Source organism: Haladaptatus sp. DYF46 (genome assembly GCF_021083305.1).
GTDB lineage: Archaea > Halobacteriota > Halobacteria > Halobacteriales > Haladaptataceae > Haladaptatus.
The window spans coordinates 1-24,773 of record NZ_JAJFAY010000014.1 but is presented as its reverse complement, the minus strand read 5'-3'; the positions used below and the strand labels follow the sequence as shown (position 1 = coordinate 24,773).

The window sequence follows — 24,773 nt, the reverse complement described above, 5'->3', positions numbered from 1 at the left end:
CAGGTGGTCCTCCCGGTAGGATGGCGAAAATAACGTACGTAACGAGCAGTATCGTCGGCCCGTCCACCGTCTCGTCGTCGATAGCGAAATATCAGTTCCCGAAGTTCTTAACGGCGGAACACTCGACGACGGTGTTGTCGCGAACGCCGATACAGGAACCCGAGATCACCACCGAAGCCACCGTCAAAACGCCGCCGGGAAACGCCTACGTTCGAGCCATCCTCTTCCCGTTTTTCGTGGTGTTCCACCTCCTTCGAAGTCGAGGGGAGACGGACCTCGTCGCGTCCGACCGGTCGGGCGATGCGATCTTACCCGTGGCGATTTTCCATCGTCTCGGCTTCGCCCCGTGGGTCGTCTTCTGCGCCGACAGCCCCGACGGTCGGGAGAACAAGCGCGGCCGAGCGGACCTCGAACTCGACGTTTCGTTGCTTCACACCGAACTGATGCAACGGATAGCGTGGTACGGATACCGGAACGCCGATAGGGTGATTCTGAGCGACGAATCGAGCGAGATAGCGGACTCGCGGAAGACGGTCATCAAGGGCGGGGTGGACTGTGAAACTGTCGAACGCGTCACGGAAACGACCGAACGCACCGAGTCGGACGCTGTCAGGGTCCTCTACGTCGGAAACATGTACTACCACAGGGCTATCGACGTGTTGTTCGACGCCTTTGACCACTGTGAGAGCGACGTCGAACTCGTTCTCGTCGGGCCATCGCCGGAGGGCGGGGATGCGAACAACTTGCAGGAGTTCGTCGAACACGTCGCACCATCCCTCGAAGCGAGAATCGAATCGCTCCCGGTGAACTGCGAGTACAAGGGAAAGCTTCCGCACGAAGCGGCGCTCGCGGAGATGGTCGATGCCGACATCGGCATGTGTTTGCTTCCGTACGAGCGGGGGATGCCCCACTTTCTCGACTCGTACCCGATCAAGATCTTCGAGTACATGGCTACCGGAAACGCTGTCGTGGCGACGCGAACACCTGCGACGAGCGAACTACTCGACGACCCGCAGTTGGTACGGGAAAACGACCCCGAAGCCGTCGCGGACACCATCGACTCGCTGGCGGATGACGGAAACCTTCGCGAACAGTGTCAAACCCGCAACCGGGAAGTCGTCGAATCCCACTGTTGGGGTACCCTGTGGAACCGGATAGACGACGAGATAGAGTCGGTAATCGAGAACGACGAACGGACGACTCCGATGACCGAAGCGCAAACGGAATAGCGTTCGGACACGTAAACGATAGTGAACGTAGCACGGTTTTTATCACTAATGACGGTGTCCGTAATCATATGCCAGTGGAACGGGTTCGAGGGAACGTTCTCGAGGATATGTTCTGGAAACTGAAACGGTATCGCACGACCCAAACGACGGTCGAGATACGGAACTGCGCCGGGGAGTATCGACTGGTCGTTCCCGAGGGAACCTCCTTTGTCGAGAAGTACGAATCTACCGGCGAGTACGAACCGGTGTTCGAGCGCGAACTGAAAGATCGGTTGTCGTCCCTCGATGATCCAACTTACTACGACATCGGCAGTCGATGGGGATATTTCACGAAGTTTAGCTGTCTCGTCACCTCGCCCGGTTCGACGCACGGATTCGATGCGAACCCACACTGGTTCGCACTTCTGCAGCAGACACACGAATCTGACCTCCCGGATATCACCCTCACCAACGCGTACGTCGCGTCCGAGTCCGACGACGATACAATCTGTATCGACGACTACCGCCTCGGACACGATGCCCCGGACATCGTGAAGATAGATATCGAAGGTAGCGAGTACGAAGCGCTGGAGGGAATGCGGGCGACGTTGGACGACGTTCACCCGGAACTCTTCGTCGAGATTCATCCGACGTATCTCCGCGACCGGGGAACCTCGGCGGCGGCGGTTTTCGAACTCCTCCGCGAAGTGGGGTACGAACTTCGGGTGGCCACGGACCATCGAACGAAAAGCGACGTTTGGTCACCCCTCTCAGACGTCGAGCTGCCGTCCGACGGCGACTACCTCGTTTTGGCGGAATGACGTTCGTCGCCCGGGGGAGCGTGGTGTGAATCCGTTTACCCGTACGAGTATGGACCCAACAGCGCGCCGATAGAGAAGTTGTAACCGTCAGCTCTCCCGAACTCTGCCGAGAGATATTCTAACGGACTTTACTGTTTTACTTTCACCCCGTATGGCAAGCATTGTTGGTTACACCCGCTCGACGTTGAGACGAAGTTGACCATGCAGTCCCCGCTCGAAATCACCGACACAGACCCGTATTGGCTCCGTAGTCGAGATGTGAGTGACTCACCGAAAATCGGAGGTGATGACTATTTCTCCGAACACGCTGTGACACGCCCTGAAGACGTTGAGTTCGACCATCTACCACCAGCGGACAGCGAGACCGTTCGCGAAATCGACCGCGAGGCGCTCGAACAGAACAAAACGATCGGCAAGTGGCAAGTCACGGGGTCGGCGGATCGTATCGAACGGTTGTGGCCCGAACTGCTCTCCGACGCAGAGGCGGGCATCATTTGGGCGGTGAAAGCCATGACCGCATTCGGATACGAGGAACTGCCGATGTACGACGAGTACATTCTCACGGTCTATACACCCAACTATTTCGAGCGTCACGATGTCACCCGCGTCCGGGAACACCTCCGAGATGAACACGACGTTACACACGAACTATACTACAAACCGGATATCTACACCGCAAAGAGAATCGATGCGGGAACAGCCGACGAATTTGGCCTCTCGGCCCCAGCTAGATACATCGAATAGAATCCAGCGAGGAACCGCGTCAGCAACCGTTTGGGACCGTCTGACCGACTTGCGTCCTGAAGCTTGCAGCGGTTTGTCGAACAGGCTCGTTTCTGTTATAAACGGCGTTCCAAAAAGAGAGCGCATAATCAGCAACGAATTCATTCTGGTCACTTTGAGAAGTCGCGACCGGCGTCCTCGATACGGCGACGCTGTTCAGCGTCGATGTCCGACTGGCGAGCGGATTCAAGCTGAGAATTGATCAGACGGTTCTGTTGTTCTCCCCAGTCGTCCGGTGAATGCGTACGGATGTATTCTACCCAGCGTTTGATGCCGGTGATGCGTTGCTCACGATTGCGTTCGTGTTTCGCATCGAGTGCATCACGCCCATTTGAGTTGCTCATACTCGTCCTCCACACCGAGTTTCGTGACCCACTCTTGGTGTTCTGGGGTGCTAAGGGTTTCCCCGAACATCGAATACAGATGGACCGCATCCTCGAAATCTTTCTGCGCACTCAGATAGAGTTTGTAGGCGATTTGAATCTCAAGAGGATCGATGGGGAGCGTCGTGTCGACGGTCGTGATTTCCGCGGTAATCCTATTTTTGAGGGAGGCACGATCGTACTCGTCATCCACGAATTTGACCTCCAAATGTGGAATCATTTCGCCATCTCGTGCCACCCAGATATTGTCGCCTTCGGTCAGCATCTCCGACATCGAGTCTAACGGCATCGCTGGACCCTAGAAATCCTCCGTTTGCAGGCGCGTGGCTAGTTGTTCAATCGTCTGTTCTTCACGTTGTTCAAGGAGAATATCGATGTCTTCCGTCGCTCTAGATCGTCCAGCTAAGATTGCGACGTAGCCACTGATGAAGACATGGTTGATGGCAAGGTCGTCAAGAATCGCGGAGAACGTGATTGCAAGCTCATCGAGATCATTGGGATTTCGATCGACAACAAGAGTACCGTCACGAAGTTCGATCCCGCCCATGCTCTCGTCTTGCTTTTCTGAGAAGATAAGTCCACCTAGAATCGAGCACTGTTCGGGTTGTCATCTCTTTGATGGCGAAGGTAATACTCGAAGTGCCACACTGGCGAATTGTACCTGGTATCGTCGATAGTGTGGGGTGACGACGATCGAACGAGCGCACATCTTGCACGGCCGACCGGTGAGGATTGGTCGATTTCCACACTTCGCGCAAATACTGATACTCCGAGGCAGCATATAGAAGCAAGTATGAACGCGTCCGACCCACCGACGGTCCAGCGGGTCAACGAACTCGTGATGGCGAACCGAGCGATCAGAGCACCGTACTACCAAACGGACCACGACGAGGAAGTTCAGTTCACGGATCCGGATAGAGGGCTTCAGTGGGGTGCCGACGCCATTCCAGCCCTGATAGGTTTGTTCCGGATAGAGCAAGACATCCGGGACGACCACCCCGACGGTTGGGTGGGCTTCGCTCGCCACTGGAGAGGAGGGACGTTACGGCTGGACTTCGACCTGTTTTCTGGACCCGAAGACCCAGACCCGATCGTCGTCGTGACCGCGATATCGGGTCGGGAAGGGGACGACACCATCGTGGACGAAGACTTCGGGGAGATCGAACTGCCGGACCGAGCTCCAACGCAGGAAGAATGGGAAGAACGCCAGAAACGGTACCAGGCGGCGCGAAGGAACGATTCTGCCGATGGAACGGCAGCGGTGAAGGCGTACATCGCAGCGCTGCCGGGGTGGAAACGCGAAGTGGCGACGCGATTCGACGAGATCATTCACGACGAAATTACCGATGTGCGCCGTGCGGTGAAGTATCACCAGCCGTTCTATGGCGTCGAGGATAGCGGCTGGTTCGCGTCGTTCAGTGCGTTCACGAAACACGTGAAACTGTCGTTCGTGTGCGAGTCGTACCTCGAACCGACGCCCCCCAGTGGAACGGGTCCGAACAGACAGGCCCTAGACGTGAAGGAGACGGACACGCTGGACGAGGAGCAGGTCGCTTCCTGGGTCCGGCAAGCCGCCGACGATCCTGGAATGGGTTGGTGAGAAAACCCTCGCTTCTCGTCTGGCGTACGGCGGTGACGATTCCAACCATTTATTCATCGAAGCACAGTCGTCGAATTCCAGTACATCCGGAACGGATAACGCCCCTTATTACGACCGAATGATTTATTTTTTTAACCCATGAACCGAGTATCGTGTCGCGATTGGCATCGCTCAAAGCCGGAGTTTCGAACCCTCGACTGATAGCGTTGGAACTCTACAAGCACTTTCAGCGAAACGTCCGCGGACGTCACGGTATCGACGTCGTAGACAGCGACTGGGACACGCTCGTCCTGCTGGACGCCTGTCGATACGATATCTTCGAGCGACACGTTCCGTTCGAGGGTGAGCTTTCGAAAGCGGTCTCCCGAGGGTCACACACCAGCGAATTTCTGGAGGAGAACTTCAGCGGTCGAACGCTGCCGGATACCGTGTACGTGAGCGCGACGCCGCAACTGCGGGCGCACGAACTGGAGGAAAACTTTCACGCGGTAGTGCACGTGTGGGACGACGGATGGGACGACGAGTTGCGCACGGTACCGCCGGAGGCGATGGTCGAGGCGACGCTCGAAGCGCACGAATCGTATCCGAACAAACGTATCATCAGCCACTTCCTGCAACCGCATTATCCGTTCATCGGCGAGCACGGTCGGGGGATAGAACACGGAACCATCACGGGTGGTGGCGTGTTGGCGGACGAACGGGATTTCGCGTCCGTCTGGGAGTTATTGGAGAGTGGAGATGTATCCCACGACGACGTCTGGCGGGCCTACGTCGAAAACCTCGAACTGACGGTTCCCCACCTCGAACGACTGCTGAAATCGATAGACGGGAAAGTCGTCGTGACGGCCGACCACGGGAACTCCTTCGGACGGATGGGCGTCTACGGTCATCCACGAGGGTACTACCTTCCGGAATTAGTGGAAGTCCCCTGGCTCGAACTGTCATTCGACCGGCGGAGGGAGATAATTGCCGACGGAACGACCGACGTCACCGCGACGGAAACGGTCGAGAATAGGCTCCGAGACCTCGGCTACCGATAGGAGCGTTTCAGCGTTCCAGCATCTCGTCGTAGAGGTCGAGATACTGCTCGGCGATGCGGTCGAATCGATGATTCTCCTCGATGTACCGTCTGGTTTTTCGCGCGAATTCGTCGGGTTCGTTCTCCATCACGAAGCGCACGCCGTCGACGAGCCCATCGATGTCGTCGGGGTCGGCCAACCAACCGGTCTCCCCGTGCGTCACGAGTTCGGGCATGGATGTCGCGTCGTACCCGACGACGGGGATGCCGGACGCCATCGCCTCCATCACGACGTTCGGGCATCCCTCCCGGAGCGAGGGAAACAGAAGCCCGGTACAGTTGGCGTACACGGCGGGGAGTTTCGATTTGTCGACTCGTCCGGCCAGCGTCACGTTGTCCAATCCGTCGGCGGACTGCCGGACCGAATCGAACAACGCCCCGTCGCCGAACATGACGAACTGGGCGTCGTCCACCTGTCGGGCGACCTCGACGATGTGTTCGGGTCGCTTTCGCTCCACGAAGTTCCCGACGAACATGAACGTCGGTTTCCCGTCGGGACCCGACAGACCGTGGCCCGGCGCGGGATGGTTCGGATGGAACACGTCGGTGTCCACCCCGTTGTAGATGACCTCCACATCGACATCGTACGCCTCCCTCACGGTTCCCGCCGTGTGCTCGCTCACCGCCGACACGCGGTCGGCGTATTCGAGCAGTTTCCGCTTTTGCTCCGTCGGGAACGTCGGCGTGTCGACGTCGACACGAAAGGTGTGTAAGTGGCGCAACGAGCGATTCCGGGCGTGCGAAATCCGACTGATGGTGTAATGTGCCAACCCGCCGGTGTGGATGAGGTCGTGGCGTCCGAGGCACGACCCGAGATACCGAAGACGGCGCAGCGCCGACCCGGGAGTTCCGGCGTATCGTTCCCGAATGTTCGAGTGATTCAGGATACCCGTTCGTCTGTTCGACAGTATGGTTATTTCGTACCCGTCGTTCGCGACGTGTTCGCCGATGTTCTCGAAGAGGTTCGGAATCGGACTGTCGGACCCGATGGTGTACGGGTAGAAGATTCGTCTCATGGATCTCAGGGTGTGATCAGGGAATCGGTCATCGAGCGGTACTGAGACGACGCTTCGGAGAGGGTAAAGTTGTCCAAGATGTACTCACGACCGTCTTCGCCGAAGGTCCGCCGTCGCCGGTCGTCCGTCAGGAGGTCAGCTATTCGGTCCGTCATTCGCTCCGTATCGTCGGGGCGAACCAACCACCCCGTCTCCCCATGTTGAATTTGGTCCGCCATTCCACCGACCAGGAACGCGACGCACGGCGTCTCACAGAGGTACGATTCCGAGATACACATCCCGAAGCTTTCGGCCGACGACGTGAGGAACGTCACGTCGAACAGGGAGTACCACAGCGACAACTCCGAGTTCGGTTGTTTCCCGACCCAGTGGACGTGTTCCGTCACCCCGATATCGTCGCCGTATCGTTTGTACTTCGGGAGGTGCTCGCTATCCCCGACGAACACTAAGTGGACGTCCCGACCGTCGAGGGGAGTCAGTTCTGAAACTATGTCGAGCGCCTTCTGTGGCTGTTTCACCGGACGGGGCGTTTGACAGGTGCCGATGACGAACGCGTCGGACGGGATTCCCAGTGACTCCCGAAGGGTATCGACCTCCTCGTCTGACGCCGGAGCGAAACCGGATTCATTGATGCCTGGGGAGATGACGTGATGTCTCCGACCGGGGTTTCGCCCGTGTTCCCGAAGTATGTCGAACATCTGGTAGTAAGAGTTGAACACCATCGCGTCGCTGCGTTTCAGGAGTTCGTTTTCGATCAGTTTAGCCGATACCAGCGGGAACTTCTCCGACGGGTTGTTGTAACCGTTGAACCGGGTTACGACCGGCGTTCCCGATATCGAACTCAACAACTGCGGGACGGGCGTATGTACGATTCCACCGAAGACGTGTATCAAGTCGTAGGACCGGCGAGACAGGAGCGAATCGAGCAGAAATTTTGCCTGTCCGACACCCATCGCGTCGCCGACGAACATCGGTTCGATGCCGTTCTCTCGAAACTGCGACGCGACCGGTTCGTTGTACGAGTTGAAAATCGCACTGACGACCGTTTGTTCGGGAAAGTACGACGAAATGCGCTCGGCCGTCGCCGGGATATTATTCGGACTGACTGGTCCCATTACGTTCAGTACGGTACCCATATAGGTTCTATCTTCATTGACGTTCGAATGCGTATTAATCCTTTTTTCGCAATACAGTGATTGGAATCGACCGACCGGTTCCGGCATCGGCGAGCGACCACGAGGCGTCGAGCGAGATTCGACGGGAGGAAAACGCCGTTGCTGACGAATATCCACTCTCACGTCACCGCCGAACGGATTCAGCCGATTACGTCGGAGATGACCTCCCGCAGCCGGTTCTTCTGGAACTGCGGTCGGAAGTAGCGCTCGTTGAGCCACTCCTCGTCCCACGTCTCGTTCTCGATGACCGAAACCATCTCCGCGGCGGTGGTGACGACGTTGTTGGTGACGAACTCGACGTCACCGGCACGTCGAGCGACGACCGGAACGCCACATTCCATCGCTTCGAGGATGACGAGCGGAACCCCTTCCTTCGGGGACGGATGGACGTAGAGGTCGGCAGCCTTGTAGTACTGGTCTATCCCCTCGTACGGAACGTGCCCCGGAGCGATCACCGTCCGTTCGTCGAACTCCTCGGTCAGCGTCTCCCGATACGGCCCCTCCCCGATGACGACGAACTGATAGTCGGCCCGATCTTGCAGGGAGGAGATGACGTCTTCGAGGAACGGCATCCCCTTGAGCTTCGAGAGCCGCCCGACGTAGAGTGCGATTTTCCGATCCGTGGAGAGTCCGAGCCGCCGTCGAATCGGTTCGTCGTCCGCGACGGAGTGAAACCGGCCTTCGCTGTCGAGCGTCGGCGGGAGCATCACGATATCCTCCTCGTTCACGCCGCGGCGATTCACGGCGTCCCTGCCGTTCGGACCGAGGGTGATGGTTTTGTCGGAGAGGCGCGACACGACGAACCCGTTCAGGACGTTGTTCAGCGCGAAGACGCCCACCCGCTCCGCGCCACTGTGGAACTTGTACGCGTCGAACGTCGAACCGGAGTAACGGGTAATGGTCGGAACCCCACAGCGGCGTCCGGCGCTGGCGACGCCCGCGGCGTGGCTGTTGAAACACCACAGTTGGATCAACACGTCGGGCGACCGCTGCCGGACATACTCCGTACACTGGCGGTGTACCGTCGCGATTTTCGAGAACACCGTCGGAAACGGAATCGAATCGGAAACCGACGGGGAGGTGTCTTCCGGTGTTCGTATATGAGTGTAGTACTGCGTTGCGGAATCGGGGAGAGGGGCGCTTCCGAACGCCTCCACGTCGAACCGCGACGAGAGATACTTCCCCCACGAAAGCAGGAGTTTCTCGACGTTCTCCGTATCGTCCCTCGTCGTCCCGAGATAGATCCCGACCCGTGTCATCTTGTACAGTCCTCTACTCCCCCCGCCCGGTTATACTTCACGTCGAGAGGGGCGATAATAACAGCACCCCTATCGCTGTTGACTGCCTCCGACGCCGAGGGGCGACGAATTCATCGAACCGTCCGTCGCGGAGTAGCGTCAACAGTGGGCGCGTCCCGCTTCGGGGACGGAAAGGACGATTTGCTCGGAACCGCCCCCCACCGAGTACACCACGTTTCGCCGGGCGGTGAATCGGTCGTACGCGGCGGGAGTGACGTGGCCCGGCGTCGCCGGGAACAATTGCACGCCGACCGTCGTCCACGACCGCCGAGCGACGACGGGACAGCGCGGTTCCGCACCGCTCCCCCTGAGCCACTCGTAAACGCCTCGTTCGGACACGTTGCTTCCGGTTCGCTCCGTGTAGTACCTCGAAGACAGCCTCGTCATGTGACCGTCGCTCGTCCACCCGTCGGCGTGTGTGGACGCGAACGCGGCGCTCTCCAGTTGCGGTTGCGTCACCAACGGTTGTGCCGAGGTGGCCCGCAATCCGCTGAACGCGAGCGGTGCGCTGACGAGCGAGCAGACGATGACGAAAACGATGACCGCCGTTTTGAGGCGGTCCGTGTCGCTCTTCGCGCCGAGTGCGACCACCCCCAGTCCGGCGAGGATGGGAAACGAAAGGTGAACGTACGTGTGGCCCCGGACCGCGAGGGCTTGATACTCCACGGTCAGTCCGCCGGTCAGCGCGAATCCGATGAGGGTCAACGAACCGAGGAGCATCGCCAACGTGGCGTAGCCTTCGACGCCACCCTCGATGGGGATGGGGACCCCTCGGGCGGCGACGATGCCGATAGCGGCGATGGGGAGGATGAAGAGCATCGTGATAATCTCGCTCGAAGCGGTTCCGGGGAATATCGGAACGAAGTGGTTCCCCACGACTAGACCCGCACCGCCCAGCAGGACGACGGAGGGGACGCCGTACTGCAACCGGGGGTTGGTCGTCGGAAGCCAGCGGGTGAGCAGGACGAGGACGATTATCCACGCGACGAACAGTCCCGGAGCGGAGGAAATCCGCGTGGCTTCCATCCCCGTGACGGCGTAGTAGAGGACGGAGTAGGCGCAGAATCCGACGATGAGAACACCCGCGACCACGCTCGACCTGCTCCTCGACGTACCGAGGTACAGGGTCAGCAACGAGACGCAGGTCAAAAAGCCGATTATCGTGCTGAGGTTGTGCGTGAGCGGAAACGCCACGAATATGATTCCGGTGAGGACGAACCACGATGGGCGGTTCGTCCACAGCGCATACGCGAACGCGAAGACGCTCATGACGACGAACACGTGGCCCACTCCCTCGCTGCTCACCGCCGCCGAGCGACCGAGAAAGATTCCCTCCGTGGCGACCACGAGTCCGGCCACCGTCATCGCCGCTCGAACGTTCGAGACGGACCATCCGAGTCGTCGCCCGACGCCTCGCGTCACGAGGACCACGAAGAGACACGTGATAGCGCCGACGCTCGCCGTGAGAAACTGTGCGATGTAGAGCGGGGAAACCCCCGTGAGTCGACTCGTCGTCGCGAGCAGAACCGTAAACGAGTACTCGTCCGGTTGGAAGCCGCGTTTCACCGGGAGGTGTCCGGATTTCAACGCATCGCGGGCGAGCGCAGCGAAGTGAAACCCGTCGAGGTTGAACGGGAGCGGACTCCAGTAGAGCGGAATCGTGCGCGTCGCGAACCCGACGAGGAGGACGGCGACGGCTACGAGTACATACGAACGACGCTCAGTCATCGACACCACGCCCTTCCATTACCATGCTACTTTCGTTCGACACGCCCATATTACTAACTAATTCTGCAGGTGAACGAAGCAGGAACGCTCCGGCGACGAGACACGCACTCATGAGGATTATCGCGACCCCGCCGACGACGGTACCGAACGCGATACTCGGCGTGAGGGTCGGCGAGATGCGAACCCCGAAGACGACGAGATAATCCAGCCGTGCGAGGGAAACGATGACGGCAATCCCGAGGAGCAACGCTCCGCCCACGGCGACACAGCCGATGGTGAGCGCGTCCATGGCGATGAGTCGAAGCAAACGGGTCGGCGGGACACCCGTCGCCCGATAGACGCCGATGACCCGTCGACGCGCCTGAACGGCCTGTGCGAAGACCGCCGTCGTGCTTCCGACGGTCATGACGGCCGCGAGCAGGAGGAGGACGGCGAGCAGGAGTTGGAGGTTCCCGAACGCACTCTGTATCGCACCACCGATTCCCGTTCCGCCGGCGGACTGCCCGCCGTTCGAATACGCCGCGATGAGTCGCTCGTCTCCGCGAACCAAATACGAACTCGATGCCAGTCGACTCCCGTTCGACGTCACCCGAACCGAGTAGGAACCGGGCGATTGCTCACCGATGGGAAAATCCACCGTCTTCGTTTCACCGGGCGGAACGGAAACCGTTCGTTCCCTCGATGCGACGTCGCCGGTCAAGCGAATCCGACGGGTGAGCGTCTCGTTCCACGGGTTCGACAAACGCACGCGAGCCTCGGTTTGGGAGAGAATACTCGGATTTTCGGGGCGAATTCGAACCTCGCCGGTCAGCGTCCGCCGTGCCGTTCGGGAAACGTTCACCGTCCGCGTGACGGTTCGATTTCGCGCCGTCGTTCGAACGGTATAGGTGCCGGTCGCAGTGAGCGGAAGCCGCGCCGTCCCGTCGGAGTCGGTTCGAATCGTGGTGTTCGACAGCCGAATCGTCGCGTTCGCCACCGGCGTCCCGTCCACCGTCGAAACGGAAACCTTCGGAGCGCTGTTCGGCGGCGCTTCCTTCGGAATACCACTGACTCGGATCGAATCCGGAGAGGCGACGAGAATCGACCTCGTGAACCCGCCAACGCGAAGCGTCGTCCGTCCGGGCGGCGGCGCGGGCAATCGAACGGTAATCGACCGCTGTGAATTCGGTTCGAGGGTCGGAGAGATGGATTTTGACGTGTTGCCGAGCGCGACCGAGACGTCCCGTGTCCCTTTCTCGGAAGCGAAGTTTCGAAGCCGTATCCGTACCGGAACGCTCGAATTCGAGTTCACACGGCCGGGAGCGGAGAGGTTGATGACTTCCACCGTCGACGAGGAAGAACCGGCTTGGAACTCCCGTGCCGTCCGTATCATTTGGACGGTCGTCCCGGTCTTTCCGAGGAGGTGGCGTCCGACCGGAAGCGAAACGAGAAGTTGGTCGTCTTCCACGCCGGGAGCCGAATAGGTGCCGACGACGCGAACCATCGCGATGCCGGGGTTCGTGCTTCCGCCGAGCGTGATTCTGTCCCCCACCTCGACATCCAGCGTCCGTGCGAGGCCGACCCCGATGACGGCTTCATCGACTGCACGGGGACGACGGCCCTCCTCGATAGTGACGTCCGAGACGGTCGTGTACGCGGAGTAGTTCGCCGCACGAACGACCACGGGGTGACCGTCGCGGACGGTGAAGAGGAGTATCTCCGCGCTCGCCGGCACCCCCTGCGAGCGAAGCGCATCGGCGTATTCCCGAGGAACGTCACTCGCCAGGGGGTGCGGTGCCCCCGATTCCGTAATCGTCGTTCCCTCCGCGCTCATGAGCGGCGCCATGACGCCCCCAATCGACGCCATGAGGAGGACCACGGTAACAAATACGGTCAGGGTCGCCGTGCTCGGCGCGAGCGCACGCCAGTCCAGCAGTCGCAACGTGAAGAACCCTCGAAGTCCGCTCGTCGAGGAACTCCCCGGTCGATTCGGTTCGAACACACCCGTGACGTGCGCCGGCGGTGGACGGACGGTCGGCCACACGGCGGCCGCCCCCGCGAGGAGCGCGACGAGTATCGTCCCGACGTACAGCGGTCCTAACACCGTAAGAACCGATGGAGTGACGTGTACCGACAGCGACGTCGGAAGCCCGAGCGAAACGGCCGCGTTGACCGCAACGCTCGGAATGATGACGCCGAGCGCGTATCCCGCGCCGATGCCGATCCCCGTGAGCAGGGCGGCACGCAGCGCGAACAACGAGAGAACGGTTCGCTGGCGACAACCCGTCGAGCGGAGGACGCGAATCGACCGGCGTCGGTCCCGGACGGTCATCTTGGTCACGCTGTAGACGGTCACGCCGACGAGGACGGTGCCACCCGCCGCGGTCAGTATGAGGAGCGAGAGCAGTTGTCGCGTTCCCGTGACGAAAAACGCCAGCGCAGAGCGGAGCGTGACCCCGTGGGACGGAATCGTCGTCCCCGCGTCCGAACCGACCTCGGACGGTGCCGGCGTGATGACGTACGCCCCGGACGCGCCGAGTTTCGTGACCGTCTTCGGCTGCGTGACGTACCAGTCGGGTGGAATCAGCCGGTGAGAAGCCGGTCTTGGCGTGACGGCGACGGTGAGGGGTCGGCGATTTCCGACGAGTCGCCGTTTTCCCGCCGTTTTCCTCGTTCCGCTCGTCACTCCCGTCGATGGTGGCGGCGGCAACGACACCCCCGAGTCGGTTTCGAACGTGGTCGCCTGTTGCTTCGAGATGCCGACGACGTATCGCGTTTCCCCGTTCGGGAGCGTCACCGTCGCCGTCGGAACCACGAGCGCGTCCGCACCCGCCGCTTCGTGCGCGCGAGCGACGGAATCATAGTGAGCGGCCGTTCCGTCCGTGCCGTACTCCTGTGCTATCGTCGTCGTCTGCGTACTCACCGCGGCGACGACGAGGGTCGTTCCCGTGAGAAAGGCGAGCGTCACCGCGATGACGAGGACCGCCAGTTTGTCGCGGCGCGACCATCGCGTCAACAGCGCGCGTCGATACCCCACTGGATCACCTCATGGAGACGGCGCGGCTCGTTTCGAGGATGTGGTCCCATTCCCCGCAGTCACATTGATCCAGAGGTGTATCTCGCGATAGGCGTTGTTCACGGCCGGATTCGCGGGCACACCGTCCTTGTACAGGAGATACACCACCCGGAGTCGGTCGCCCGTCATCTTCGGCCTGATTCTGTGTGTCGTCCGCCACGTTCCGTTCGACTCGACGCCGGTGTCGAATCGCCGTAGCTGACGCTGCTCGGTGACGACCGTCGAGTTGTTTTGTGCTGTCACGTCCTGTAACAGCACGACGACGGAGTAGTTCTCGCGGTGGCCTTCGTGATTTCCGATGCCGACGACGACCGGCTTGCTCTGGTCGTACGTGAAGTTCGTCGGATAGTCGTCCGCGACCAGCTTCTGCTGTTTGTTTTCGGTCAGTAGATAGAACTCCGTGAACGACTCGCCCTGTTTCGGAATCACGACGGCGTAGGTAACGCTCGCCGTGGCGAGGAGGATGCACAGGACGAGGACGACGTTCAACACGGCATCCGCCCGCGTGTCCGGTTCGAATAGTTCGCCACGTGCACGCCCGAACCAACTCCGGTAGGGGACGGAGAACCGTTCCTCTTCGGGAAGGTCGTTCCGTCGGACCGCCCCAACAGCGGTCATACACAACGTGAACGCGCTGAGGCTCAGCAGGACGGGAACGAGTCGAATCCCCCACGGTGTGAAGTTGAGTATCAATCCGATGAGCGGGACGATAGCGATACTCGTCCCGAACGACAGTGCGACTCGCTCGAGGCCATCGATTCCGGTACCCGGGCGTGGGAGCCGTGAGTCTTCGGTGTCGGGTGTCGATTCATTCGATGGCAATTCGGCAGGTATGTCCTCTGGGAACAGCGCAGCGATGAATGCATACCCAGGTGGGAAGAGGACGAATACGAGCCCGACAAAGGCACGGATCGGTGTTTCATTGAGACCGGGTATCAAAACGACAGCAAGTGTGAGGAAGACGAGGAGACAGATTGCAGTCAAATCTGCGGGAAGAGTTCGTACTGACCGAGGGAGAAGAAGCTGGAGGTCAACATCACGGACCATTCGTTTCCCTGTAAACCTTGCCATAATAAAAATGCCCCGATGGGTGGGGTTTTCTATACCCATCTAGAAAACCCGAGTTCGCGGCGGACATACCATACCATACCGAGTATGCATTTGAATCGATTTCAGAGAATTGAGGCTGGGAGAATTCACCTACAGATGATATTCGAAAATTATCTTCTATAATAAGTTGGGTCGGACATAGCGCTCTGAAGTACTTCAGTGGGGTCTGAAACGACATGAGCCCGATACGGATGGAATGCCTCCGCGGACCTTCCTGCAACTCGTTTCATAACTTCCCTCTGATTTCCGAGGAGTTCAAGGTATGAAATATCAATGGGACCGTTAAATATATATCAAATCCATCATTAGATATACACAAAACGCAATCGCGTTCTCTATCGTTCGTGTTTTAAATATGAAGAAAGATTTTTATGGTGGGTTTGGTTTAGTGTTGTTTATGGTAGAGAATGACAATCAGATCAAGCGACGGAAATTTCTAAAAGCGGCGACCGCAAGTGGTGTCGCGGGGATGACGGCTTTAGCAGGGTGTTCTGGTGGCGGTTCTAATGATAACGGAAACGGTGACGGAAATCAATCCGGCGGCTCGGGCAATGCAAAATCGGGCAAGGGACTCTCGACCTACACGTACGTTAATAACGCCCAGAGCTACAACCCGCCGAGACATGACGCGATAAATCTCATCGCAAAGCAGTTCAGCGATCTCGGACTCGACATGAATGTCGACGTGCTCGAATGGGGTACCTTGTTCAGCCGCGTCTCCCAGGAGTACAATTACAGTTTCGCAACGTGGCACACGTTCTTCGTTTCAGAACCAGTAACAGAATTGAACAACTTATTCAACTCTAATAACACCGGCCCAGGGAAGGGTAATTACTCCGGGTACAAGAATCCCAATCTCGACAAACAAATGGAGGATTACCTAGCCGAACCGAACGCCGACAAGCGAGTCGATCTCGCCCATAAGATACAAAAGAAGGTGATGGACGACGTGCCGATGATGCCGATTACGCAAATGCCACAAGCGGCCATCTACAACAAAAACCAGGTAGGCAACTGGCAAGCCGACCTCGCAAATGGGTTTAACTCCTATTGGACGATGATAAATCTGGAGATGAAAGGCGGCGAGAACACCCTCAAGGGCTACTGGCCAGAGACACTCTCGACGATGAACGTGCTCGGTCACAACGACGAGAGCAAGCACGTCTATCAGTTCAACATGATGTACGACTTCCTGGTTCAGCTCAACAACAAGGCCGAACCAGACCCGAAGGTCAGCCTTGCTACGAACTGGAAGCGGGTCGATGAAACCACAATGGAGTACACGATCCGCACTGACCACTCCTGGCACGACGGCAAGGACCTCACCGCCAAGGACGTCGCGTTTACGTACAACTACATTATTGAGAACAAGGTGCCCCTGTACTCGACGCAGGTGGAGTACCTCAAAAGCGCCGAAGCCGTCGACGAGTCGACGGTTCGAATCAAGATGTCCAAACCGCTGGGGCCGTTCAACCTTGCGGTCGCGAACCTCATCCCCATCATCCCCGAGCACAAATGGGCCGACAGGAAGAACCCGAGTCAAGCAAACATTCAAAAACCGGTCGGTAGCGGTCCCATGATGTTCGACTACTGGGAAAAGGGCAGTGAGTTCGGAATGAAGAAGTTCGACGAACACTTCGCTCCTGTCTCCTTCAAAAAACGGTTCTGGCGCGTCATCCCCGAAGCGTCGACGGTGTGGGAGAACCTCAAAAACGGCGACCTCAATTACGAGCCGTTCGGCCGCATCGACCGCAGTCTCGACCAGAACCAAGATCACAAAAGTATCGGTACGAAGTTCCAAACCGCACCGACGTTTTGGATGTTTACACCGAACGAGCGTGAACAGGGTCTCGACGATGTACAGTTGCGCAAGGCGCTCGTCGAATCCATTCCGCGAACACCCATTGTCAAACAGATTCTGTTTGGCTTCCCGGACCCCGGCAGCAACGTCGTCTCGTCGGCGTTCGGAAAACTCCACACCGATGATGTGACTAAGTACAAAGAGAGCAAAAAAGCTGCTCGAAGCCGACTCAAGGAGGCCGGTTACACGTGGAATGATAAGGACATGCTTCAGGCACCGAGCGGCAACTAAGCTGGGGGACCCGACTTCCGTTCGGTATTTCACATAAATCAACTGAGAAAATATAACACAAATCATGGGAAAAGCAAGTTTTGTTATCAGACGCACGCTCCAACTCGTCGTAACCCTCTGGGCAGTCGCAACAGTGCTCTTTGGCCTGTTTCGACTCATGCCAGGTGACCCAACATCGTATGTGGTTTCCTCGCAAATGACACAGGAAGCGCGTCAAAAAATAATCGAAAGCTACGGTCTCAATGACCCACTGCATGTTCAGTATATCAAGTTCCTTGAGAATCTGCTACAGCTAAACTTCGGTCAATCGTTCCACTCGAAACGACCAGTCACAGACGTCATCGCGACATACCTACCAAACACGCTCATACTCATGCTAACGGCGTTCATCTCGGCGTACGCGATCGGCATTACGCTCGGCATCCTATCGGGATGGTACCGTGGCTCGCGATTTGAGAAAAATACAGTCATCGTCGCACTGACCGCACGGAGCGTTCCCACATTCTACGTTGGACTTATCGTCCTGTGGATCTTCGGTGCAGGCCTTAACGTCATCCCAATGAGTGGTATGACCAGTCTGGGATCGCAAAGCACAGGATTCTGGCAGATGGTATTCTCCGTAGATTTCCTGCATCACCTCCTCGCTCCGGCGCTGGTGCTGGGGTTCTATTTCATGGGCTATCCGCTGCTGATCATGCGTTCCAGTATGCTCGAAGTCCTTTCGGAGGACTTTATCGACGTCTGCCGCGCAAAAGGGCTGAAAGAGCGGACAGTAATGTTCAGACACGCCGCACGGAACGCGCTGTTGCCTATTGTCACCGCGGCGGCCATCGCCCTTGGATACGCTGTCGGCGGAAGTGTCCTCATCGAGACAGTATTCGCGTGGCCCGGTCTCGGTCGTGAGATGGTGCGAGCAGTGCTTCGGCGGGACTTCCCCGTTGCACAGGGGACGTTCATAGTTCTTGCTGCAACCATCATCACGCTGAACTTCATCGCCGATTTGGCGTACGGATATCTCGACCCGCGAGTAACCTACGATTAAAACAATGGCACAAGAAGAACAAACCAGTCAGTCGATATTCACCGACCTCGACGACAGATCGTCCGATCAGGAGATCAATAAGTGGCGACGAACAGCCAATCTCTGGCGCGGAACGCTTCGCGACCACTGGGGAAAACTAACGAGTGAACTCTCGGTCAAACTCTCGCTGATAGTCGTGGCAGGGTTCGTCCTCGTTGCTATCTTTGCGCCGTACATCGCGACCTATCAACCCCTTCAGCGCCAGTATCAGAGTGACGCCGGGATAATCATCCAAAAGTGGGCAAAACCATCGCTCTTAGGTGCTGATAATTCCTACCTCCTCGGGACGACCGCGGAAGGGTTCGACATCTTCAGCCAACTCGTGTACGGAACGCGGGCGGCACTGATGGTTGGGCTCATCGCAGCGGTATTTACCGCCGGCATCGGGACGCTCGTCGGTCTTATCGCCGGGTACTACGGCGGGAAAGTCGACGATGCGCTCATGCGGCTCGTCGATTTCCTGTACGGAATGCCGTTGTTGCCGACCGTCATCGTCCTCGTCGCAGTGCTCGGGCCGAACCTCTGGAACATCATCTTCGCGTTGATTATCCTCCAGTGGCGTTCGACCGCTCGGGTTATTCGGTCCCAATCACTCTCACTCCGTGAGCGCCCGTTCGTGAAGGCTGCGGAGGTTGCCGGTGCAAGCGACTGGCACATCATCAGTCGACATCTCGCCCCGAACGTTCTACCGCTCACGTTCCTATACGGTTCGTTCGGCATCGCATGGGCAATCTTGGCCGAGGCGGGTGTCTCGTTCATCGGTCTCGGCGATCCGAACACCGTCTCGTGGGGGACGATGCTCCAAGCATCACGGGCATACTCAGCACTCCAGTTCGGTGCGTGGTGGTGGTTCGTACCGCCGGGAATCTGTATCGGGCTACTCGTGATTAGCGGCTTCCTCATCGGCCGCGGCTACGAAGAGATAACCAATCCCAAACTACAATGACCCTATTAGAAGTCAACGACCTAGAAGTCTACTACGAAACGGAAGACGGACCCGCACAGGCAGTCGACGGCGTATCGTTCGAACTCGAAGAGGGAGAGAATCTCGGTATCGTCGGCGAGTCGGGATGCGGTAAGACCACGCTCGCGAAAGCGATAATCGGCATTCTCCCCGACGCGGGATACGTCAACAATGGCAGTATCGAGTTTAAGGGCGACGACCTCACCGACATGACGGGAGCCCAACGCCGCCGTCTCAAGTGGGAAGAGATATCGATGATCGCTCAGTCGGCGATGAACTCGTTGGACCCGGTGTACACCATCCGCGAGCAGATCGTCGAAGCGGTCGAAACTCATCGACCGGGCACGGGCCGCGTCGAGGCCGACGAGATGGTGACGGAGATGTTCGAACTCGTGGGACTGGACCCGGATCGTGCAGACGATTATCCCCACCAGTTCTCCGGCGGGATGCGCCAGCGTGCCATGATTGCGATGGCACTCGTGCTCGAACCGTCACTGATGTTAGCCGATGAGCCGACCACAGCACTGGATGTCATCATGCAGGATCAGATCCTCAAACGCATCAACACGATCCAACAGGAGATCAACTCCTCGATGCTGGTCATCACCCACGACGTGAGCGTCGTTGCCGAGACGTGCGACCGTGTCCTCGTGATGTACGCTGGAAAAGTAGCCGAAGAGGGATCTGTCGAAGAGATATTCGATCACCCGTATCACCCCTACACGATCGGCCTGAAGCGGGCGTTCCCGAATATCCGGATGTCGGACCAAGACCTATTGTCCATATCGGGGTATCCACCCGAATTGGTGGACCCGCCCCAAGGCTGTCGATTCGCCGAACGATGTCCAATGGCAACCGATCGGTGCCGCAAAGAGGAACCTGAAGCACAGCACATCGGCAGCCTGCGGTCGTATTGCCACTATGTCGACGAGATCGACGCGGAACTACGGCCGTACGCCGACGACGCACGAACGTGGAACCAGACTGCTGCAGCCCAAGACGTCGGAGGTGACTAAAATGAGCGACGTGCTCCTCGAAGTCGACGACCTCAAGAAACACTTCAAAGTCGATCAGGGGTGGATAGCAAGCCTGATGCAGTCGGTCTCCGGTGGAGAACCGGAATACGTTCACGCCGTCGACGGCGTCAGTTTCGACCTCCACGAGGGCGAAACGCTTGGATTAGCGGGTGAGTCCGGCTGCGGCAAGACCACGACAGGGATGTCCCTAGTAAAGCTGCACGAGCCGACCGCTGGCGACATCGTCTATAACGACAAAGAGCTTTCAAAGGCCAGCGACGAAGAAATCCAAGAGTTTCGGCAGAACGCCCAAATGATCTTTCAGGACCCGTTCGAGAGCCTGAATCCCCGGATGACTGTGTACGATACCGTTGCCGAACCGCTCCGCATCCACGACATCCGCAACGAGACTGCACGCGTCCAGCGCGCGCTGGAATTCGCAGAACTCCTCCCGGCCGAGCAGTACTACGATCAGTACCCCCACGAGCTATCCGGAGGACAGCGCCAACGCGTCGCCATTGCGCGTGCCCTCGTGCTTGACCCCGATTTTATCGTCGCTGACGAACCGGTGTCGATGCTTGACGTTAGTCTCCGAGCCGGGGTTCTGTCGCTGCTGGACCGGATGACCGACGAGTTCGGACTTTCGGTCGTCTACATCAGTCACGACCTCTCGTTGCTCCGGCATATGTGTGACCGCCTCGCTATCATGTACATGGGCAAAATTGTCGAAAAAGGGCCGACAGACCAGGTGATCGAGAATCCCCAGCATCCCTACACGCAGGCGCTCATCAACGCGGTTCCCGTTCCCGACCCAGGCGTGGGACGTGAGCGAGTCGAACTGCAGGGAGAAGTGGGCGACGTCATCGACATTCCGACCGGCTGTCGGTTCAAGGCTCGCTGTCCGAAGTATATTGGTGACGTCTGTGACAAAGTCACTCCGCCATTGGAACAGAAAGCCGATATCGACGGAGAGCAGGACATCGCCTGTCACCTATACGAGAGTGCGGAGGGATACGACCCCTACGAGGAGTTAGCGGGTGAACGTCGAGAGGGCGAAGTCGCCGTGAGCGACGACGCCGAGTCGGCATCGGCGGACGACTGAACGGATCACCTCGATTCGCTCGCCGAGTACCGGCCCCGAACTCGCCGGTCCTCGCTATAACCGGATTACCCTCGATACTCTCGTAGCAGCGGTTCGTCGTCCGGTACGGCCATGTCGAGGAGTGGATCGTTTTCGTATACTGCGATGCCCTCGTACCGGCTGAGAACATACCCCGAGTGATCTGTGTTCACTCGGGTCTTTGTCCCCCCGTGAGGCGTGACGATAGCCGCAACTACCTGTCCCGACTGGACCCATTCTCCCTCCTGTACATTATAGTGAACGAGTCCAGCGGTGTCCGCGTGTGGGTGGACGAGCCGTTTGAGATCGGTTTCGGCTGGCAGTTCAAACTCCATCGAGGACGACGCCGGTTCGGTGACCATTCCGAAGGCGTGGAGCACGTTGTACAACCCGACGACGGCTGCCTCGCAGATGTCCTGTTCCACGACGAACCGACCGCCGAGTTCCGGCGTGAACGCCGGAATTCCGTCCGCGACGGCCGCCCCGGTCAACGTGTGCTCGAGCGACCGTCGCTCGGTCTCCTCGTGACTGAACTGGTTGATTGCAGGGAGGCCGAACGCGTCGGTAAGTTCGATGATACGGTCGCGTAATTCGACGGTGTCGGCTTTCTCTCGATTGCTTCCATAGCTCACTCGTGGTAGAATCGTGTACGGGTACGTTGCGACCCACGACGTATGAAGTGAGATGACGACATCTGCGCTCGTACTGATCTCTGCGTACAGTCGCTCGCAGATCAACTGCTGAACGCTCGGCGGTGTCTCGCCGTCTCCGCGTTCGATGCCGAAGTACCGGTTGGGGTCGTCACCGTGGTAGTAGGAGGTCCGAGCGTTCGTCCGAAGTCCGGACGGGTTCATCACCGGTATACAGACGACGGTTCCCCGGAGCGACTCGTCCCGAATTCGGGCCACGAACTCGTGTATCGCCTCCATTCCGGTCGGTTCGTCACCGTGAATCGTTCCGGTCACCCACACCGTCGGCCCTGATTCATCACCTTCGACGATGACGACGGGAATCCGTTCGGACTGCCCCGTCGGTAAATCGGTGACGGACAGATAGCCTGTAGAAACTTTACCCGGTTCCGACTCTGCAGTTCCAACCTTCATGGGTCTTTCCGGCGACTATCCGTGTACGCTAGTGTTTCTGTCACATGTTGAGATCCGATATGTGAATCAAGTAACTGGTTCGTTGTGACAGGAGTAATTTGTTCTCCGTGATCGATATGCTGTTGCATAGCGAGACAAGTTCTCTGCCGCTCTATAGTATTCCTTCGAAATTTAGCTGATCATTCTTGCGTTCGAAGCGTTGCTCGGAGGCGAATACCGGGCGCGGTCACCGCGTACGGAATCTGTGATTTGTGTTTCTCGTCGACACCCGTGACGGTTCCTCGGGTACATCCAATGGCGGTCACGTTGAGGAGTGTCGATGGATCGTACGTTAGCGATAGACCTTCGGTGCGGCCAGCGCGTTCGCCGTTCTGAAGTCCGTAGCCCTCCGCGATGCGGAACTCGGCACAGCCTCGGTCCGGCCGGTCATCGACCTTGCGGTCGATATCCCTCGCGTAGAGGGTACTCGCGGGCATGACGCCTGACCGCTGGACGCGTTCAAACTCATCGCGAAGCCACGGCTCGTCGAATCGCTCGACGAGTACGTCGGCCCCGTTCTGGAGGGCCGCCCGGCTGGTATCGCCGGGTTCGACCTCTAGATGGCGGGCATGGATCCGCGGTGGCTGTCCAAATCCGAGACTGTGGACGGCGTTCCCAGCGGGCGACTCGTCTGCTTCGGCACCGGTTGCGATGTTGTAGAGGTATCTCGTCACCGTTCCGTTCTCGACTAGTTGCACCGGTGTCGTCGGTCGGAGTTCGGCGTCATAGCCGCGAGCGGCCCACGAGCCGGCGTGAACGGTATCCTCTATCGACAGCGATTCGGGACCGAGTTCATCGCCGATGTTGTACGGACTTAACCCCATCTCGATCATGTCCGCTTCGAGATATCGCGACATGAACGCGAACAACTGCCCGGCTGCCTGCGGGCTTAGAACGACGGTCGCCTCACCAGTCGGTTCGTTGGTCGTTGCTGCTCTCGTCAACGTCCGAGCGTCGGCGGCTGCGGACTCGAACACGTCCGGGAGTTCGTCGAGGAATGCCGCGCCTCGAGTTGACCCGGCATGGCGCCGAATCGTCGGCCCGTCTCGGACTGCGAAGGTGAACTCCACGCTCGCGCGGTCCAATGTCGTTCGAATGGTGCTCCCTGTCGTCGTCCCCGCGGTCTCCACAACGTGCGTGTCGGCGTAGTTAACCCACTGTCGTTCGAGATCGAGATCAGATGCCGCCGTGAGACTGGCTTCGATGGTCGACCGTTTCGTCTCTAGCGGTACCTCGTCGATTCGCTCCGATGCCCATCCATCGTGGACGGCTCTGTGGGTGGTGAGCTGGTCGAATCGAGCGGGGTCGGCTTGTGCTAAAAACTTGCCGCCGCGGACAGCTCTATCCGCTACATCGGCTAACGTTTCCTCGTTCAAATTCGTCGTGTATCGATAGTCGGCAGCGCCATTGGCGAAGACGCGACACCAGACACCTGCCTCGTCGAACACGAGTTCGTCTCGCGGACCTTCTTCGGTCACGACGATGTCCGTTTTCGTCTGCGAGACGGCACCCACCTCAGCGTACGCAACGTCGTCGTCATCCTCAAAGCGGGTGAGCAGCCATTCCATCGCCGCTATCGGGTCGCCGCTCTTAGTCATGCGAAAGGATACCAATCAATACGGTATGAAACCACCGAAGGTCGGCCGGGGTTGTCATCGTTCGAACGCATGAGTGCATCGAAGATGAAGACCACCCGACTACTGGCGATTCTTGCGTTGCTGTGCCTCTGCTTCCGCCTCGTAGGACTCGGCGACAACGGTATCCTGCAGTTTCCGTCGGTATTCCCATCCACCAGCCAACAAAACAAGGAGTCCAACTAACGCGCCACGTAACGGGGTCCCCGCATACGAGAAGTAGACAAATACGAAGACGGCGAATGCCACGGAGAACCCGAGACCGACCGTTGCCCATCCGTTCCGTCGCAGTCGAAAGTCTGGCATGGCTTTACGTATCAGGAGCGACAGTATTAACCTTCGGGCACTGTCTAGTTGGGCCAGCTTGAGGAATGAGCAGGTTGTTGAGTAACTTGCCTAGAGATGCTCGCAAACCTGCTCGAAGAAGGCTTAGACGCGGATTTAGAAGAAACTTGGGAGAACGAACGGA

General features: G+C 58.5%; 22 protein-coding genes. 10 read left to right on the top strand and 12 right to left on the bottom strand.

The features are described 5' to 3' along the window. Window positions 1-20: 20 nt before the first annotated feature. The 3 genes from LJF34_RS28040 (at window position 21) to LJF34_RS28030 (ending at window position 2,773) form a co-directional block, all read left to right on the top strand. Complete coding sequence (locus LJF34_RS28040) at window positions 21-1,229, top strand: glycosyltransferase (RefSeq protein ID WP_231190030.1); 1,209 nt, start codon at window positions 21-23, stop codon at window positions 1,227-1,229. 68 nt (window positions 1,230-1,297) lie between these two features. Further along, window positions 1,298-2,029: an FkbM family methyltransferase gene (locus LJF34_RS28035; RefSeq protein WP_231190028.1), complete on the top strand. Its 732-nt coding sequence runs from the start codon at window positions 1,298-1,300 to the stop codon at window positions 2,027-2,029. A 258-nt stretch (window positions 2,030-2,287) separates the two neighbouring features. Then, window positions 2,288-2,773: a putative phosphothreonine lyase domain-containg protein gene (locus LJF34_RS28030; protein ID WP_231190026.1), complete on the top strand. Its 486-nt coding sequence runs from the start codon at window positions 2,288-2,290 to the stop codon at window positions 2,771-2,773. Between the two features lie 149 nt (window positions 2,774-2,922). Here the strand turns inward: LJF34_RS28030 and LJF34_RS28025 are convergent, their stop codons facing one another. The 3 genes from LJF34_RS28025 to LJF34_RS28015 are packed head-to-tail and all read right to left on the bottom strand — an operon-like array spanning window position 2,923 to window position 3,742. Continuing rightward, on the bottom strand, window positions 2,923-3,156 hold the full coding sequence (locus tag LJF34_RS28025; RefSeq protein ID WP_231190024.1) for a hypothetical protein: 234 nt from the start codon (window positions 3,154-3,156) through the stop codon (window positions 2,923-2,925). After that, on the bottom strand, window positions 3,134-3,460 hold the full coding sequence (locus LJF34_RS28020; protein ID WP_231190022.1) for a hypothetical protein: 327 nt from the start codon (window positions 3,458-3,460) through the stop codon (window positions 3,134-3,136). Before LJF34_RS28020 ends, LJF34_RS28025 begins: the two co-directional genes overlap by 23 nt. Window positions 3,461-3,493: 33 nt before the next feature. After that, entirely contained in the window at window positions 3,494-3,742 is a 249-nt protein-coding gene (locus LJF34_RS28015; protein ID WP_231190021.1) for a hypothetical protein, read from the bottom strand. Window positions 3,743-3,988: 246 nt separating this feature from the next. Here LJF34_RS28015 and LJF34_RS28010 point away from each other — a divergent pair, with 246 nt between their 5' ends. Both LJF34_RS28010 and LJF34_RS28005 read left to right on the top strand, forming a co-directional pair. Next, window positions 3,989-4,795 (top strand): DUF1801 domain-containing protein, encoded by an 807-nt coding sequence (locus tag LJF34_RS28010; RefSeq protein WP_231190018.1) that lies wholly within the window; start codon window positions 3,989-3,991, stop codon window positions 4,793-4,795. A 152-nt stretch (window positions 4,796-4,947) separates the two neighbouring features. Then, window positions 4,948-5,835, top strand: a complete 888-nt coding sequence (locus tag LJF34_RS28005; protein WP_231190016.1) for a hypothetical protein — start codon at window positions 4,948-4,950, stop codon at window positions 5,833-5,835. 7 nt (window positions 5,836-5,842) lie between these two features. On the opposite strand, the gene LJF34_RS28000 is transcribed toward LJF34_RS28005, so the two are convergent. The 6 genes from LJF34_RS28000 to LJF34_RS27975 all read right to left on the bottom strand — a co-directional run bounded on the left by LJF34_RS28000 (window position 5,843) and on the right by LJF34_RS27975 (window position 15,192). Then, window positions 5,843-6,889: a glycosyltransferase family 4 protein gene (locus tag LJF34_RS28000; RefSeq protein WP_231190015.1), complete on the bottom strand. Its 1,047-nt coding sequence runs from the start codon at window positions 6,887-6,889 to the stop codon at window positions 5,843-5,845. A 5-nt stretch (window positions 6,890-6,894) separates the two neighbouring features. Further along, on the bottom strand, window positions 6,895-8,004 hold the full coding sequence (locus LJF34_RS27995) for a glycosyltransferase family 4 protein (protein ID WP_231190012.1): 1,110 nt from the start codon (window positions 8,002-8,004) through the stop codon (window positions 6,895-6,897). A 200-nt stretch (window positions 8,005-8,204) separates the two neighbouring features. Beyond that, on the bottom strand, window positions 8,205-9,323 hold the full coding sequence (locus LJF34_RS27990; RefSeq protein WP_231190010.1) for a glycosyltransferase: 1,119 nt from the start codon (window positions 9,321-9,323) through the stop codon (window positions 8,205-8,207). Between the two features lie 138 nt (window positions 9,324-9,461). Further along, complete coding sequence (locus LJF34_RS27985; protein ID WP_231190008.1) at window positions 9,462-11,090, bottom strand: sodium/phosphate symporter; 1,629 nt, start codon at window positions 11,088-11,090, stop codon at window positions 9,462-9,464. Continuing rightward, window positions 11,083-14,106 carry an FtsX-like permease family protein gene (locus tag LJF34_RS27980; RefSeq protein ID WP_231190005.1) on the bottom strand — a complete coding sequence of 1,008 codons (3,024 nt, stop codon included), beginning with the start codon at window positions 14,104-14,106 and terminating at the stop codon, window positions 11,083-11,085. Before LJF34_RS27980 ends, LJF34_RS27985 begins: the two co-directional genes overlap by 8 nt. Window positions 14,107-14,115: 9 nt before the next feature. Continuing rightward, entirely contained in the window at window positions 14,116-15,192 is a 1,077-nt protein-coding gene (locus tag LJF34_RS27975; protein WP_231190002.1) for a DUF1616 domain-containing protein, read from the bottom strand. Between the two features lie 460 nt (window positions 15,193-15,652). Between LJF34_RS27975 and LJF34_RS27970 the strand changes: the two genes are divergently transcribed. The 5 genes from LJF34_RS27970 (at window position 15,653) to LJF34_RS27950 (ending at window position 21,510) form a co-directional block, all read left to right on the top strand. Beyond that, window positions 15,653-17,347 (top strand): ABC transporter substrate-binding protein, encoded by a 1,695-nt coding sequence (locus LJF34_RS27970; RefSeq protein ID WP_231189999.1) that lies wholly within the window; start codon window positions 15,653-15,655, stop codon window positions 17,345-17,347. A 64-nt stretch (window positions 17,348-17,411) separates the two neighbouring features. Then, a complete protein-coding gene (locus LJF34_RS27965; protein ID WP_231189996.1) occupies window positions 17,412-18,389 on the top strand; it encodes an ABC transporter permease in 978 nt (325 codons plus the stop codon). A 4-nt stretch (window positions 18,390-18,393) separates the two neighbouring features. Continuing rightward, window positions 18,394-19,374, top strand: a complete 981-nt coding sequence (locus LJF34_RS27960; protein WP_231189993.1) for an ABC transporter permease — start codon at window positions 18,394-18,396, stop codon at window positions 19,372-19,374. Next, entirely contained in the window at window positions 19,371-20,408 is a 1,038-nt protein-coding gene (locus LJF34_RS27955; protein WP_231189990.1) for an ABC transporter ATP-binding protein, read from the top strand. The genes LJF34_RS27960 and LJF34_RS27955 overlap by 4 nt, the downstream gene beginning before the upstream one ends. A gap of 1 nt (window position 20,409) precedes the next feature. Next, complete coding sequence (locus tag LJF34_RS27950; RefSeq protein WP_231189983.1) at window positions 20,410-21,510, top strand: ABC transporter ATP-binding protein; 1,101 nt, start codon at window positions 20,410-20,412, stop codon at window positions 21,508-21,510. A 65-nt stretch (window positions 21,511-21,575) separates the two neighbouring features. Here LJF34_RS27950 and LJF34_RS27945 read toward each other — a convergent pair whose 3' ends face one another. The 3 genes from LJF34_RS27945 to LJF34_RS27935 all read right to left on the bottom strand — a co-directional run bounded on the left by LJF34_RS27945 (window position 21,576) and on the right by LJF34_RS27935 (window position 24,610). After that, on the bottom strand, window positions 21,576-22,631 hold the full coding sequence (locus LJF34_RS27945) for a succinylglutamate desuccinylase/aspartoacylase family protein (protein WP_231189980.1): 1,056 nt from the start codon (window positions 22,629-22,631) through the stop codon (window positions 21,576-21,578). Between the two features lie 179 nt (window positions 22,632-22,810). Continuing rightward, the gene (locus tag LJF34_RS27940) at window positions 22,811-24,268 is read right to left on the bottom strand and encodes a metallopeptidase TldD-related protein (protein WP_231189977.1); all 1,458 of its coding nucleotides are present in this window, start codon (window positions 24,266-24,268) and stop codon (window positions 22,811-22,813) included. 99 nt (window positions 24,269-24,367) lie between these two features. Continuing rightward, window positions 24,368-24,610 carry a hypothetical protein gene (locus tag LJF34_RS27935; protein WP_231189974.1) on the bottom strand — a complete coding sequence of 81 codons (243 nt, stop codon included), beginning with the start codon at window positions 24,608-24,610 and terminating at the stop codon, window positions 24,368-24,370. Window positions 24,611-24,773: the final 163 nt, after the last annotated feature.

Excerpts from the sequence above, each read along its gene's own strand:
- LJF34_RS28040 (WP_231190030.1), top strand. The coding sequence starts at position 21 with ATGGCGAAAATAACGTACGTAACGAGCAGTATCGTCGGCCCGTCCACC.
- LJF34_RS28035 (WP_231190028.1), top strand. The coding sequence starts at position 1,298 with ATGCCAGTGGAACGGGTTCGAGGGAACGTTCTCGAGGATATGTTCTGG.
- LJF34_RS28025 (WP_231190024.1), bottom strand. The coding sequence starts at position 3,156 with ATGAGCAACTCAAATGGGCGTGATGCACTCGATGCGAAACACGAACGC.
- LJF34_RS28020 (WP_231190022.1), bottom strand. The coding sequence starts at position 3,460 with ATGCTGACCGAAGGCGACAATATCTGGGTGGCACGAGATGGCGAAATG.
- LJF34_RS28015 (WP_231190021.1), bottom strand. The coding sequence starts at position 3,742 with ATGGGCGGGATCGAACTTCGTGACGGTACTCTTGTTGTCGATCGAAAT.
- LJF34_RS28010 (WP_231190018.1), top strand. The coding sequence starts at position 3,989 with ATGAACGCGTCCGACCCACCGACGGTCCAGCGGGTCAACGAACTCGTG.
- LJF34_RS28000 (WP_231190015.1), bottom strand. The coding sequence starts at position 6,889 with ATGAGACGAATCTTCTACCCGTACACCATCGGGTCCGACAGTCCGATT.
- LJF34_RS27995 (WP_231190012.1), bottom strand. The coding sequence starts at position 8,004 with ATGGGACCAGTCAGTCCGAATAATATCCCGGCGACGGCCGAGCGCATT.
- LJF34_RS27990 (WP_231190010.1), bottom strand. The coding sequence starts at position 9,323 with ATGACACGGGTCGGGATCTATCTCGGGACGACGAGGGACGATACGGAG.
- LJF34_RS27985 (WP_231190008.1), bottom strand. The coding sequence starts at position 11,090 with ATGACTGAGCGTCGTTCGTATGTACTCGTAGCCGTCGCCGTCCTCCTC.
- LJF34_RS27975 (WP_231190002.1), bottom strand. The coding sequence starts at position 15,192 with ATGGTCCGTGATGTTGACCTCCAGCTTCTTCTCCCTCGGTCAGTACGA.
- LJF34_RS27970 (WP_231189999.1), top strand. The coding sequence starts at position 15,653 with ATGGTAGAGAATGACAATCAGATCAAGCGACGGAAATTTCTAAAAGCG.
- LJF34_RS27965 (WP_231189996.1), top strand. The coding sequence starts at position 17,412 with ATGGGAAAAGCAAGTTTTGTTATCAGACGCACGCTCCAACTCGTCGTA.
- LJF34_RS27960 (WP_231189993.1), top strand. The coding sequence starts at position 18,394 with ATGGCACAAGAAGAACAAACCAGTCAGTCGATATTCACCGACCTCGAC.
- LJF34_RS27955 (WP_231189990.1), top strand. The coding sequence starts at position 19,371 with ATGACCCTATTAGAAGTCAACGACCTAGAAGTCTACTACGAAACGGAA.
- LJF34_RS27950 (WP_231189983.1), top strand. The coding sequence starts at position 20,410 with ATGAGCGACGTGCTCCTCGAAGTCGACGACCTCAAGAAACACTTCAAA.
- LJF34_RS27945 (WP_231189980.1), bottom strand. The coding sequence starts at position 22,631 with ATGAAGGTTGGAACTGCAGAGTCGGAACCGGGTAAAGTTTCTACAGGC.
- LJF34_RS27940 (WP_231189977.1), bottom strand. The coding sequence starts at position 24,268 with ATGACTAAGAGCGGCGACCCGATAGCGGCGATGGAATGGCTGCTCACC.
- LJF34_RS27935 (WP_231189974.1), bottom strand. The coding sequence starts at position 24,610 with ATGCCAGACTTTCGACTGCGACGGAACGGATGGGCAACGGTCGGTCTC.